The organism is Acidovorax sacchari (assembly GCF_042847045.1).
Taxonomy (GTDB): Bacteria; Pseudomonadota; Gammaproteobacteria; order Burkholderiales; family Burkholderiaceae_C; genus Paracidovorax; species Paracidovorax sacchari.
In genome coordinates this window covers 5,122,574-5,134,797 of the sequence record NZ_AP035783.1, presented here as the reverse complement: position 1 = coordinate 5,134,797, position 12,224 = coordinate 5,122,574, and the positions used below count along the sequence as shown (strand labels likewise).

Below are 12,224 nucleotides of genomic sequence, written 5' to 3'. Positions count from 1 at the left end.
GGGCCGCCGCGTTCAGTGGTGCGGGCCGTCCGGCGTCAGAAGGTTTCCCAGTCGTCGTTGTTCTGGCTGGATGCCCGGGCGGGCGCCGGGGCGGCTGCCTGTGCGGGAGGCAGTGCCGGGCGGGCAGTCCCTGCTGCCGATGCCTGCGCCGGTGCAGGCGTCTTCGGAGCGGCCGCGAGGCTGGGCGCGGGGCGCTGTGCCGCGGCAGGCGCCTTGGCATGCTGCAGCGCGGCGGATGCGGCGCGTGCGGTGTCGCGGCTGCGGGATTGCGCCTGGGCGATGACGGCCTGGGAGGCGTTGGCATCGACCTGGAAGACGCTGACGAGCTGCACGAGGCGTGCGGCCTGGGAGTTGAGGCTGTCGGCGGCGGCGGCGGATTCCTCCACCAGGGCGGCGTTCTGCTGGGTCACCTGGTCGAGCTGGTTGACGGCGTCGCTCACCTGGGAGATGCCCTGCTCCTGCTCGTGGGTGGCGGCCCCGATCTCGGCGATGAGGTCGGCGACGCGGCGGGCCTGCTCGACGATCTCTCCCATGGTGGAGCCGGCCTCGCCCACGAGTTGCGAGCCGGTCTCGACCTTGGAGACGCTCTCGCCGATGAGGGCCTTGATCTCCTTGGCTGCCTGGGCGGAGCGCTGAGCGAGGGTGCGCACTTCGGAGGCGACGACGGCGAAGCCGCGGCCCTGCTCGCCGGCGCGGGCGGCCTCGACGGCGGCGTTGAGGGCGAGGATGTTGGTCTGGAAGGCGATGGAGTCGATGACGCCGATGATGTCGCCGATTTTGCGGGAGGAGTCGGTGATGTCCTGCATGGTGCGCACGACGTTGCCCACGACCTCGCCGCCGCGCGCGGCGGTGGCGGAGGCCGAGGATGCGAGCTGGGAGGCGGTGCGGACGGTGTCGGCGTTCTGCTTGACGGTGGAGTTCATCTGCTCCATGGAGGCGGCGGTTTGCTGGAGGTTGGAGGCCTGCTCCTCGGTGCGCTGGCTGAGGTCGGCGTTGCCGGTGGCGATCTGGGAGGCGCCGGTGGCGATGGATTCGCTGCTGTGGCGGACTTCGGAGACTACCTGAGCGAGGTTGGAGCGCATGGCGCCCATGGCGGCGAGGACGGAGGAGGAATCGCCGGGGCGCAGGTCGACGTGGACGGCGAGGTTGCCGCGGGCGACTTCCTGGGCGATCTGCGCGGCGTAGGCGGGTTCGCCGCCGAGCTGGCTCTTCACCTTGCGGGTGATGGACCAGGCGACGAGCGCGCCGAGCGCAGCCGACAGCACGGCCAGCACGATCATGGTATTGCCCGCGGCGCTGGCCTCGCTGCTGGAGGATTCCGCCATGTCGGTGGTCACCTTGCGCTGGTAGGCGATCATGTCCTCCACGGCCTTGAAGTAGGCATTCTGCGCAACGCGCATCTCGCCGAGCACCACCGTACGGGCGTTGACCATGTCGTTGGCGAGGCCGAGCTTCGCGGCCTTCTCGACGGTGGCGAGGAATTGCGGGCGGGCCTCGCCAATGCGGTCCATCAGGGCCCGGCCTTCAGGCGAGCGCACGCGCTGCTGCAGCTTGCCCATGATTTCCGATGTCTCCGAGATCACGGCGTCGAGTCGTTTTTTCTCTTCGGCCATGGATGCGTCGTCTTCCAGCAACGCGAGGTTGCGCACGGCGCGGGCGACGATGTTGGTGTTGTCCTTGACCTGCTGCAGATGCAGCAGGATGTCCAGCCGGTCGCGGGACAGGGCCTGCAGGCTCGTGCCGGTGTGGTCGAGCTGGAAGCGCCCGTAGGCTGCGACCAGGAAGCCGATGGCGATCACGATGGCGAAGCCCGTACCGAGCATGGCTCCGAGCCGGATGTTCTTCAAGAAGTTCACAAATTCCTCCCTATTGCAATTTGCTGTGGAACATATAAGACGCTATCACTTGCAGAATTGTTACTTATTGTTTTTATTCAATACAAGGTGATGTGGGAAGGTGGTGCCTATGCATGCCGGTAGAGTGATCGCTTCCCGCGCGTGCCATGCCCTACGATGCGCCCATGTCTTATCCCTCCCGCTTCTGGGCCGAACTCTCCACCCGCGATTTCTCCAAAGCCCGCGCCTCGGGCCTGGCGGCGCGCACCGTGGCCGTGCTGCCCGTGGCCGCCATCGAGCAGCATGGACCGCACCTGCCGCTCGCCGTGGACGCCGCGCTGCTGCGGGGCGTGATCGATGCCGCGCTGCCCTTGCTGCCGGCGGACCTGCCCGTGCTGTTCCTGCCGCCGCAGGATGTGGGCCTGAGCACCGAGCACACGGCCTTTCCGGGCACGCTCACGCTGTCGCCGGCCACGGTGATCGCGCTCTGGAGCGAACTGGGTGCCTGCGTGGCGCGCGCGGGCATCCGGAAGCTGCTGCTCTTCAACGGCCATGGCGGGCAGGTGAGCGTGATGGACATCGTGGCGCGCGAGCTGCGGCAGCGGCACGGCCTGCTGGTGTACAGCGCGAGCTGGTTCAGCCTGCCGCTGCCGGAGGCGGTGCAGGGCCTGTTCAGCGCCGAGGAACACCGCTTCGGCATCCATGGCGGGCAGGTGGAGACCTCGATGATGCTGCACCTCGCGCCGGACACCGTGCGCATGGCGCATGCGGGCCGGTTCCGCTCCACGTCGCAGGACCGCGCGGAGCGCTACCCCATCCTGGGCAATGGCCGGAGCGCGAAGATGGGCTGGGCGATCGAGGACTACCACCCGTCGGGAGCCGTGGGCGACGCGGCCGGTGCCACGGCCGAGAAGGGCCGCGCCGTGGTCGAGGCCGCCGCTGCGCAGCTGGCGGCGCTGCTCGGCGAAATCCACGACCTGCCGGAAGGCACGCTGGCAGGGCCGCCCGGGGGGTGACGCGCTGCCCGGCCGCTTCGCTCAGGCGTGCGTCGCCCAGCCCGCGTGTTCGGGCGTGTCGAGGTGCGGCAGGGCGTTGAAGGTCTGCAGCATCAGCCGCTTCGGGGCGATGCTGAACTCGGTCACCGCAGTGTTGCGGATGCGCATGTTGAGGGCGATGGTCACCTCCGGCGGGGTGGAGAGCACCGCGCCCACGGCGGTGGAGATCGGCCCGCCGCTGGAGACCAGCAGCACGTTCTGGCCCGCATGGTGGCGCCGCACGTGGTCCAGCACGGCGCGCACGCCGTCGGAGAACTCCGTCCAGCTCGGCATGCCCGCCGGGCTGATGGTGCCGCCCATCCACTGCGCGAGCGCGTCGCACAAGAGGCGGAAGTGCTGGCGGTACAGCTCGGGCGTGTCTGCGGGCGGCAGGGGCTGGGGGTGGATGGCCGTGATCAGGGCGGCGCTGTCGTATTCGTTGAGCGCGGGCAGCGCCTGCAGGGGCTCGGGCGCGGCCTGCAACCCTTCGGCGATGCCTGCCAGCGTCTGCGCGTGCCGCCGCAGGGTGCCTGTATAGACGGCGTCGAAGCGCATGCCGCGCTCGCGCCAGTAGGTGCCCAGCCGCACTGCCTGCTCATGGCCGCGGGCGCTGAGCTGGTCGTAGTCCTGGGCGCCGAAGGAGGCCTGCGCATGGCGTACGAGGTAGAGGGTTCCCATGCACGGCAATGTGGCAGAGCGGCCGGCCGCGCCATGTCGCGGCAGCGACGGGGTGTCGCGGACGCGCCGCACCCCGTGCGCGCATGGCCCCCGCAGACCGGGTGGCAGCGCCTTGTCAGTGGCCGCCGGCGGAGGCCAGCACGCCCGCGAACGCCTGCGCGTCCACGTTGCCGCCCGTGAGCGGCAGCCCGACCACCTGGCCTGCGATCCGGCCCTGCTCCTGCAGCGCGGCGGCGAGGGCGGCAGCACCCGCGCCCTCGGCCACGTTGTGCGTGTCGGCGAACAGCGCGCGCATGGCGGCCGCCACCTCATCGTCGCTCACGCGGACCACGTGGTCCAGCCCGGGCGCGAGGATGGCGAGCGCCTCCGGATCCGCCACGCGGCAGGCCATGCCGTCGGCAAGCAGCGTGGACACGGGCGCTTCCACCACGCGGCCGGCGGCGATCGAATCCGCGTAGGTGGTGGCGTGGGCGCTCACCACGCCGACGATGCGCACGCCGTGCCCCAGCGCCCGCTTCGCGGCGATGGCCGAGCAGGCGCCCGAGCCCTGGCCGATGGGCACGTAGGCCACGTCCATGCGCGGCACGGCCCGCAGGAACTCCCACCAGTAGGTGGCCACGCCACGCAGCAGGTCGGCATGGAAGCTCGGCACCATGTGCGCGCCGCGCCCGGCGGCCAGCTGCATGGCGTGCTCGCGCGCTTCCTGGAAGTCCTGCCCGTGCTCGATGAGCGACACGCCCAGGGCGCGCATGGCGGCGTTCTTCTCCACCGAGTTGCCGTGCGGCACGACGATGGTGCACGCCACGCCGTGGCGGCGTGCGGCCCAGCCCAGGCTCTGGCCGTGGTTGCCACGGGTGGCGCTGATCACTTCGCGCGGCATGCCGCCGCGGCGCGCGAGCTGGTCGAAATAGGTGAGGCCGCCGCGGATCTTGAACGCGCCCACCGGGGTGTGGTTCTCGTGCTTGACCCAGCATTCCGCGCCCAGGCGCTCGCCGAGCAGCGCCCAGCGGTACTGCGGGGTGGGGGCGAAGTCGGCATAGACCACCTCTGCCGCGGCCTCGATGTCGGCGAGGCTCGGCAGCGCGGCGTGGGGCCGTGCGGACGCATCGAGCGCGGAGGCGGGAACTGCTGCGTTCATGGCGTGGCCTTTCTTTCGGTGAAGAGGATCTTGAGGGCGAGAGCGCCAAGCACGGTGCCCATCAGGTAGCGCTGCGCGCGCACCCAGGCGGCGCTGCGGTGCAGGAAGCGGGCGACGCGCGCGGCGAACAGCACCAGCAGGGCATTGACCAGCGCGCTGATGCCGATCTGCAGCGCGCCCAGCGTGAAGGTCTGCGCGAGCCACTGGCCTCGCTCCGGGTGGAGGAACTGCGGGAAGAACGACACGTAGAACATCGCCACCTTGGGGTTCAGCGCGCTCGTGAGGAAGCCCATGAGGACCAGCTTGCGCGGCCCGTCGTGCGGCAGGTCGCGCGCCTCGAAGGGCGCGCTGCCCCCCGGCTTCACGGCCTGCCACGCCATCCACAGCAGGTAGGCGGCGCCCGCGATGCGCAGCACGTCGAAGGCGAGCGGCACGGCCACCAGCAGCGCCGACAGTCCCAGTGCGGTGGCCAGCAGGTGCACGCCGAAACCGGCGACCACGCCAGCGAGCGAAAGCAGGCCGGCGCGCGGTCCCTGCGTCAGGCTGCGCGAGACGCAATAGACCATGTTCGGGCCGGGCGTCAGCACGAGCACCAGCGCCGCGAGCGCGAAGAGCACGAGTTCCTGCGGGGTGAAGATGAAGGCGGACATCATGTGGCGTTCTCCTGGAGCTGCGACGTGCAGGTGACGGTGCCGAGCGGCGTGGCGAAGGCCGCCGCGAGGCGCGGGACGGAAGACCGGGCCACGGGTGCGCGCAGCAGCCCGTGCACGCCCGCCGCGGCGCAGGCGCTCTGCAGCGCCGCGGCATCGGGGTGCTCCAGCGCGAGCGACACCAGCGTGACGCCGCTGTCCGGAAGGCTGTGGCACGGATGGCGCTCGCCCCACTGGATCAGCGTGGGCAGGCAGCCATCCATCAGGCGGGCGCCATCGGGCCGCACGGTGATGCGCCACTCCAGCAGGCCGAACGGCGTCGGGCGCCCGGCGGTGACGATCCCGCCCCGGTCCACGCCGCGCGCGGCCAGCGCGGCGTGCGCCGCGGCGATGTCGGGCACCGAGGCCACCCAGTGGACCAGCTGCGGCCCGTGCCGCGCCACGCGCGAGCGCAGGGCCTCGTCGTCCATGTCGAACCACCGGCGGTGGCCCGGCGGCAGTGCCGGCCGGGCCTGGGGATCGATGGCGATGACTTCCAGGTAGGCACGCGGGTGCGCTGGCCCGGAAATGTTCAGCAGCCGGTTGTGGGTGCCCATGAGCGGGTGCGCGCCGCCGGCCGCAGGCTCCACGCCCAGGGTCCGGCGGCACCAGCGGCTGCCCTCGTCCAGCGAGGCGGCCACCACCACGAGGTGGTCCACGCACGCGGCCCGGGCCGGGTCGAAGGCCGCAGCGCTCACAGCAGCACCTGGCCGTCCACGCAGGTGACGGAGCCGCCGCCCACCCAGATGTGCTCGCCGTCCTGCTCCACATGCACGCGGCCCGCACGGCCCAGGGCCGTGCCCTGGCTGGCGACGTAGCGGGGCGGAGCGAGATGGGCGCCGATCAGCCATTGCGCGAGCGCGGCGTTCAGGCTGCCGGTCACCGGGTCCTCGGCCAGGCCGTTGTTGCCGGGGAAAAAGGCGCGCACTTCGAAGTCCGGCAGTTCCCCGCCTTCCGATCCATGGCTGCCGATCACGCCGACCTTGCCGCGCGGGCCCACCACGCCGACGTCGAGCGCGCCGAGCACGGCCCCGTCGGGGCGCAGCGCAAGCACGGCCTCGGCCGAGGACAGCATCACGCCGCGCCAGTTCGGGCCGTTGTCGCACCAGGCATGGCCCACGATGTCGCTGCGCGCGATTCCCAGGCCGCGGGCGATCAGTTCCACGTCGGCTTCAGGGAGAGGGCCGCTCTTCTGGAGCGGCGGGGCCGCGAAGGCCAGCCGGTTGCCGTCCTGCCGCAGCGTGACCAGGCCCACGCCGCATTCCTGCACGATGCGGCCCGGGGTGCGCGGCTGCCCGCCGGCCTCCAGCCAGGCGTGGCAGCTGCCGAGCGTGGGATGGCCCGCGAAGGGCAGCTCCCGCCCGGGGCAGAAGATGCGCACCCGGTAATCGGCGCCCGCCGCGCGTCCTTCCTCGCTGGGCGGAAGCAGGAAGGTGGCTTCGGAGAGGTTGGTCCAGTTCGTGAACTGCTGCATGTCCTCGGTGGACAGGCCTTCGCCGTCGAGCACCACGGCCAGTGGGTTGCCGAGGTACGGGCGGTCGGTGAACACATCGACTTGCTTGAAGGAACGCTGGCGCATGGTGGGCTCCTGTGGAAAAAACGAACGGACACAATCCTCCCCGGCGGCCGTCCTGGCCGCCGTGGAACCGGGTGGAAGCAGCCGCCGCGGGCGGCGTCAGGCGAGGGGCTGGTCCAGCACGCCCAGGGCGCCGCTGCGCGCGCGCAGCGCGGTGAACCAGCGCTCCAGGTGCGGCCGGGCAGGCCGCTCCTGCGGCAGGCCCCACCAGCGGTGGATTTCGCAACCCACGGGGATGTCGGCCATCGTGAAGCGGTCACCCGCCAGGTAGGCATGCCGTGCAAGGTGCGTGTCGAGCAGTTCCATCAGTGGCTCGGTGGCGGCCACGGAGCGGGCGATCGCCGCCGGGTCCCGCTGCGCCGCGGGCGTGCGGATCCACTGCAGGAAGGCGTCGCGGCCGGCCGGGTTGAGCGTGGTCTGTTGCCAGTCCATCCACTGCTCGGCCAGGAAGCGCGTGGGCAGATCCTCGGGGTAGAGGTCGCCCGGCGCATGGCGCGCGCAGAGGTAGCGCACGATGGTGTTCGACTCCCAGAGCGAGGTGCCCTCGTCCTCGATGAGAGGCACCAGCCCGTTGGGATTGAGCGCCAGGAACTGCGGCTCGCGCACGAGCCCGAACTGGCCGCCCGCGTCGGTGCGTTGCAGTTCCAGCCCCAGCTCCTGCGCGGCCCAGAGGACCTTGCGCACGTTGATGGACGACACGCGCCCCCAGAGTCTCAGCATGGCGTCAGGCCTCCGCGGTCTGCGGCAGGCGAGCGCGGATGGCGGCGGCCAGTGCGGCGATGCCTTCCTGGATCTGCTGCGCGCTCGCGGTGACGAAGGACAGGCGCAGCGTGCGCGCGTCGGCGTTGTCCGCATAGAAGGCCGCGCCGGGCACGAAAGCCACGTTGCGCTCCACGGCCTCGGGCAGCAGGTCCAGCGCGCTCATGCCTTCCGGCAGGCGCGCCCAGAGGAACATGCCGCCGTCGGGGCGGTTCCAGGTCACGCCCAGGCCCTGCATCTCGCGCTCCATGGCCGAGAGCATCGCGTCGCGCTGCTGCTTGTAGAGCGCGCGGATGGTGGGCACGTGGCGGTCCAGGAAGCCGCCCTTCATCACCTCGGCCACCATGCGCTGGTTGAACCCGGGCGTGTGCAGGTCGGCCGCCTGCTTGGCCTGCAGCAGCTTGGGGTAGAGGGCACGCGGCGCCACCAGGAAGCCCAGGCGCAGTCCGGGGGCCAGCACCTTGGAGAACGAGCCCAGGTAGATGCAGCCTTCCGGGTTGCGGGCGGTGAGGGGCAGCGGCGGCGGCTGGTCGAACCAGAGGTCGCCGTAGGGGTTGTCCTCCACCAGCGGCAGGCCCAGCTCGGCGGCCTTGGCCGACAGGGCCACGCGGCGCGCTTCGGTCATCGTGCGGCCCGTGGGGTTCTGGAAGTTGGGCAGCAGGTACATGAAGCGCGCGCGGTCCGCGCCCGAGCCCACCTTGGCTGCCAGGTCGTCCACCAGCGGGCCTTCGTCGTCGCTCGCCACGCTGTGCACGTCCGGTTCCATGGGCGTGAAGGCCTGCAGGGCGCCGAGGTAGGTCGGGGTTTCCACCAGCACGCGGCTGCCCGCGTCGATGAGCACCTTGGCCACCAGGTCCAGGCCCTGCTGCGAGCCGGTGGTGATCAGGATCTGGTCGGGCGACACGTCCCAGGGCAGGAAGTCGGCCACGGCCTGGCGCAGGGGCAGGTAGCCCTCGCTCGCCGCGTACTGCAGCGACGAGGCACCGTCGTTGCCCAGCACCGCCGCGCAGGCCTGCGCGAAGTCATCGACCGGGAAGGTCTTGGGGGAGGGCAGTCCGCCCGCGAGGCTGATGATGCCGGGCTTCTCGGTCACTTTCAGGATCTCGCGGATCACCGAGGGGTTCATCTTCGCGGCGCGTTGGGCCAGGGTCCAGGTCGTCATGGAAATCATCTCCTGCGGCAGGCCCGTGGAAGGAAGGGGCCGTGCCTCGTGCGTGTCGTCGTTGTCGAAAAAAGCCGTCGTGCGGCCGGTCGGAGGGGCAAGGGGTGGGCCCCGCCAGGAAAAGAGCTTAACTGCGCGGCGGTCTCCCGGGTATGGCGTGACTTGCGGGGAGGCGCTGCCCGGCGGGCGCGCGGCGGCCGATGAGGACCGTGGCCATGACGGCGAGCCCGACGCCGAGGCTGGCTGCATCCAGCCGCTCGCCGAGCAGCGGGACGGCGAACAGCATGCCCAGGAACGGTTGCACCAGCTGCACCTGGCTCACGCGCACGGTGCCGCCCAGGGCCAGGCCACGGTACCAGGCGAAAAAGCCCAGCCACATGGAGAACACCGACACATACGCCAGGGCCGCCCAGGCCTCGGGCGCCACGGAAGCTGCGGCATCCGGCGGGGGCGCGACGACCCAGGCCGCCGGCAGCGCCAGGGGGAGTCCCATCACCAGTGCCCAGCAGATCACCGCACCGGCCGGCATGCGCTGCGACAGGCGCCCGCCGAAGCCGTAGCCCACGGCCGCGCAGAGCACGGCGGCGAGCAGCAGCAGGTCGGCCGGGTGCAGCGCCAGCCCGCCGCCCCCGGGCTGCCGCAGGGCGAAGGCCACCACCAGCGCCGTGCCCGCCAGCGCGCAGAGCCAGAAGCGCGCGGAGGGCCGCTGGCGGTGCAGCAGCGCCCCCACCAGCGCGGTGGCCAGCGGCAGCAGGCCGATGACCACGCTCGCATGCACGGCCGCCACATGGCGCATGGCCAGCGAGGTGAGCAGCGGGAAGCCGAACACCACGCCGAGCGAGGTGGCGGCGAGCGGCAGCCAGTCTTCGCGGCCCGGCAGCGGCGCGCGCTGCACCAGCAGCAGGGCCGCCGACAGCAGCCCGGCGATGGCAGCGCGGGCGATGGCCACGAACGCCCCCGGCAGCTGCGGTGCCTCGGGCGTGCCCACGGCGAGCCGCGTCATGGGCAGCGTGAGCGCGAAGATCGCCACGCCCAGCAGGCCCCATAGCAGGCCGCGCGTTTCGGCGGAACGCGCCGCCACGGGCCGCGGCGCGGGGGATGCCGTGGATGCTGGCACGGCGCTCATGCCGTCACCATCCAGGCGGCGGTGGCCGCGAGCACGGCCGCCATGCCGCGGTTGAACCAGAGCAGGCGGGCGCCGCGGGCGAGCCACTCGCGCAGCAGCGCACCGGTGGCGGCATAGAGGAAGTTGCTCGCGAAAGCGAACGCGACCATGACAGGCACCACCACCGCGAGGCGCGGCAGGCTGTCGGGCCGGCCGGCCACCCAGCCCGCCACGATGGTGAGCGCCAGCAGCCAGGCCTTGATGTTCACGAACTGCAGCGCGGCGCCGGCCCAGAAGCCCACGTCCATGCGGGCCGCGTCGGCATCGGCGAGCCGGCCGCTTTGCGCGAGCTTCCATGCCAGCCACAGCAGGTAGGCGATGCCCACCGCCTTGATGCCGGTGCGCAGGGCGGGCACGGCCACCACCAGGCTGCCGATGCCCGCGGCGCACACCAGCAGCAGCGCCGACCAGCCCAGCGGCACCGCGCACACGAAGCGCATGGCCGGACGCAGGCCGCGGTTGGCCGCGATGGCGGTGGACAGCGTGGTGTTCGGGCCGGGCGAGAAGCTCATGGCAGTTGCCAGGACCAGGAGAGCGGTGAATTCGACCAGGGGCATGGGTGCAGCGGAGTTGCGGGCGGGACGCGTGGCAGTTACAGGACCCACTGTAGGCATGATTCCGCTACAGTGCCAATACAGACAGCTGCACAAGTTCATGAACTGTACCGGTGCGTTGGACAACACAGTTTCCAGAAAGCCTTCCATGCTGACCCGCACGCCCGAACGCACCCTGACCGAGCAACTCGCCGATCGATTCGCGGAACGCATCCGCAGCCGGCTGCTGCCGGTCGGCGCACGGCTGCCGTCGGTGCGCGAGTGCGCGCGGCAGCAGAGCGTGAGCACCCATACCGTGGTCGCCGCCTACGACCAGTTGCTGGCGCAGGGGCTCGTGGAGGCGCGGCGCCAGCGCGGGTTCTTCGTGCGCGATGCGGTGCAGAGGCCTCCGGTGCCGGGCGCCCCCGCCGGCGCTCCACAGGGCGCACCCGGCGGGGCAGGCGCACCGGGCGGCCCGGCCGCAGGCGCCTCGATCCTCGGCGCCGCCGCGCTGCCGATGTCGGGCTCGCACATCAACGCCACCACCCTGATCCGCGGCATGTTCCACCAGGCCTCGTCCAAGCCCCAGCCCGGCGCCGGCGTGTTTCCGCCGGGCTGGCTCGAAGACGCGCGCTTCATGTTCGCCGCCGTGCGCCGCGTCACCGCGGGGCGTGCGCTGCAGGACGGCTCCCTGGCCTATGGCGAGCCCCGCGGCGACGCCGGCCTGCGCGCGGCGCTCGCGCGGCGGCTGGCCGACCTCAGCGTGCCGGCGGAGCCCGCGCAGATCATCACCACCATCGGCGCCACGCACGCCCTGGACATCGTGAGCCGCACCCTGCTGAAGGCCGGCGACCCGGTCATGGTGGAGGAGCCCGGCTGGTCGGTGGAGTTCGCGCGGCTCGATGCGCTGGGCATGCGCGTGCTGCCCGTGCCGCGCGGTCCCGAGGGGCCGGACCTGGACGTGATGGCGCGCTACTGCGAGGCCCACGCGCCCAAGCTGTTCGTGAGCGTGAGCGTGCTGCACAACCCCACCGGCTACAGCCTGTCGCCGGGGCATGCGCACCGCATCCTGCAGCTGTCCCACCGGCACGGTTTCCACATCGTCGAGGACGACACCTACGGCCACATCGCCCCCGACCACGCCACGCGCCTGTCGGCCCTGGACGGGCTGCGCCGCACCATCTACGTGAACGGCTTCGCCAAGATCCTCGCGCCCAACTGGCGGGTGGGCTACCTCGCCGCGCCCGAGGGCCTGGTGGAGCGGCTGCTGGACACCAAGCTGTTGTCCACCCTCACCACGCCCTCCATCCTCGAAAAGGCCCTGGCGCAGTGTATCGAGCAGGGCCAGCTGCGCCGCCATGCCGAGCGCATGCGCCTGCGCCTGGCCCAGGCACGGGCCCGCAGCGTGCAGATCGCGCTGGAGGCCGGGCAGCGCTTCGCGGCCGAGCCCGCGGGCATGTTCGGCTGGGTGGAGACGGGCGTGGACACCGACATGCTCGCCCAGCGCATGCTCGACGAGGGCTATCTCATCGCGCCCGGCGCGCTGTTCCATGCCACCCGCCGGCCCTGCACGCTCATGCGGATCAACTTCACGACCACGCAGGATCCGGGGTTCTGGAAGGTGTTCCGGCGGGCGGCGGGCGGCCAGGGGTGAC

At 71.9% G+C, this 12,224-nt stretch carries 12 protein-coding genes; 2 read left to right on the top strand and 10 right to left on the bottom strand.

What is annotated here, in order from left to right; genetic code table 11:
• Nucleotides 1-35: 35 nt before the first annotated feature.
• Entirely contained in the window at nt 36-1,856 is a 1,821-nt protein-coding gene (locus tag ACGHC0_RS22735; RefSeq protein ID WP_415266837.1) for a methyl-accepting chemotaxis protein, read from the bottom strand.
• A gap of 146 nt (nt 1,857-2,002) precedes the next feature.
• Here ACGHC0_RS22735 and ACGHC0_RS22730 point away from each other — a divergent pair, with 146 nt between their 5' ends.
• Nucleotides 2,003-2,851, top strand: a complete 849-nt coding sequence (locus tag ACGHC0_RS22730) for a creatininase family protein (protein ID WP_415266836.1) — start codon at nt 2,003-2,005, stop codon at nt 2,849-2,851.
• Between the two features lie 21 nt (nt 2,852-2,872).
• Here the strand turns inward: ACGHC0_RS22730 and ACGHC0_RS22725 are convergent, their stop codons facing one another.
• The 9 genes from ACGHC0_RS22725 to ACGHC0_RS22685 form a co-directional block, all read right to left on the bottom strand.
• A complete protein-coding gene (locus tag ACGHC0_RS22725; protein ID WP_415266835.1) occupies nt 2,873-3,547 on the bottom strand; it encodes a histidine phosphatase family protein in 675 nt (224 codons plus the stop codon).
• 115 nt (nt 3,548-3,662) lie between these two features.
• Complete coding sequence (locus ACGHC0_RS22720; protein ID WP_415266834.1) at nt 3,663-4,685, bottom strand: threonine dehydratase; 1,023 nt, start codon at nt 4,683-4,685, stop codon at nt 3,663-3,665.
• Nucleotides 4,682-5,338, bottom strand: a complete 657-nt coding sequence (locus ACGHC0_RS22715; protein ID WP_415266833.1) for a LysE family translocator — start codon at nt 5,336-5,338, stop codon at nt 4,682-4,684. Before ACGHC0_RS22715 ends, ACGHC0_RS22720 begins: the two co-directional genes overlap by 4 nt.
• Nucleotides 5,335-6,072, bottom strand: a complete 738-nt coding sequence (locus tag ACGHC0_RS22710) for a VOC family protein (protein ID WP_415266832.1) — start codon at nt 6,070-6,072, stop codon at nt 5,335-5,337. The genes ACGHC0_RS22715 and ACGHC0_RS22710 overlap by 4 nt, the downstream gene beginning before the upstream one ends.
• Nucleotides 6,069-6,953: a PhzF family phenazine biosynthesis protein gene (locus ACGHC0_RS22705; protein ID WP_415266831.1), complete on the bottom strand. Its 885-nt coding sequence runs from the start codon at nt 6,951-6,953 to the stop codon at nt 6,069-6,071. The genes ACGHC0_RS22710 and ACGHC0_RS22705 overlap by 4 nt, the downstream gene beginning before the upstream one ends.
• Nucleotides 6,954-7,049: 96 nt before the next feature.
• On the bottom strand, nt 7,050-7,670 hold the full coding sequence (locus ACGHC0_RS22700; RefSeq protein ID WP_415266830.1) for a glutathione S-transferase: 621 nt from the start codon (nt 7,668-7,670) through the stop codon (nt 7,050-7,052).
• A 4-nt stretch (nt 7,671-7,674) separates the two neighbouring features.
• Complete coding sequence (locus ACGHC0_RS22695) at nt 7,675-8,871, bottom strand: PLP-dependent aminotransferase family protein (protein ID WP_368353077.1); 1,197 nt, start codon at nt 8,869-8,871, stop codon at nt 7,675-7,677.
• 127 nt (nt 8,872-8,998) lie between these two features.
• Nucleotides 8,999-9,997 carry a DMT family transporter gene (locus ACGHC0_RS22690; RefSeq protein ID WP_415266829.1) on the bottom strand — a complete coding sequence of 333 codons (999 nt, stop codon included), beginning with the start codon at nt 9,995-9,997 and terminating at the stop codon, nt 8,999-9,001.
• The gene (locus ACGHC0_RS22685; RefSeq protein WP_368353075.1) at nt 9,994-10,593 is read right to left on the bottom strand and encodes a LysE family translocator; all 600 of its coding nucleotides are present in this window, start codon (nt 10,591-10,593) and stop codon (nt 9,994-9,996) included. Before ACGHC0_RS22685 ends, ACGHC0_RS22690 begins: the two co-directional genes overlap by 4 nt.
• A 145-nt stretch (nt 10,594-10,738) precedes the next feature.
• Here ACGHC0_RS22685 and ACGHC0_RS22680 point away from each other — a divergent pair, with 145 nt between their 5' ends.
• Nucleotides 10,739-12,223 (top strand): PLP-dependent aminotransferase family protein, encoded by a 1,485-nt coding sequence (locus ACGHC0_RS22680; protein WP_368353074.1) that lies wholly within the window; start codon nt 10,739-10,741, stop codon nt 12,221-12,223.
• Nucleotide 12,224 lies beyond the last annotated feature (1 nt).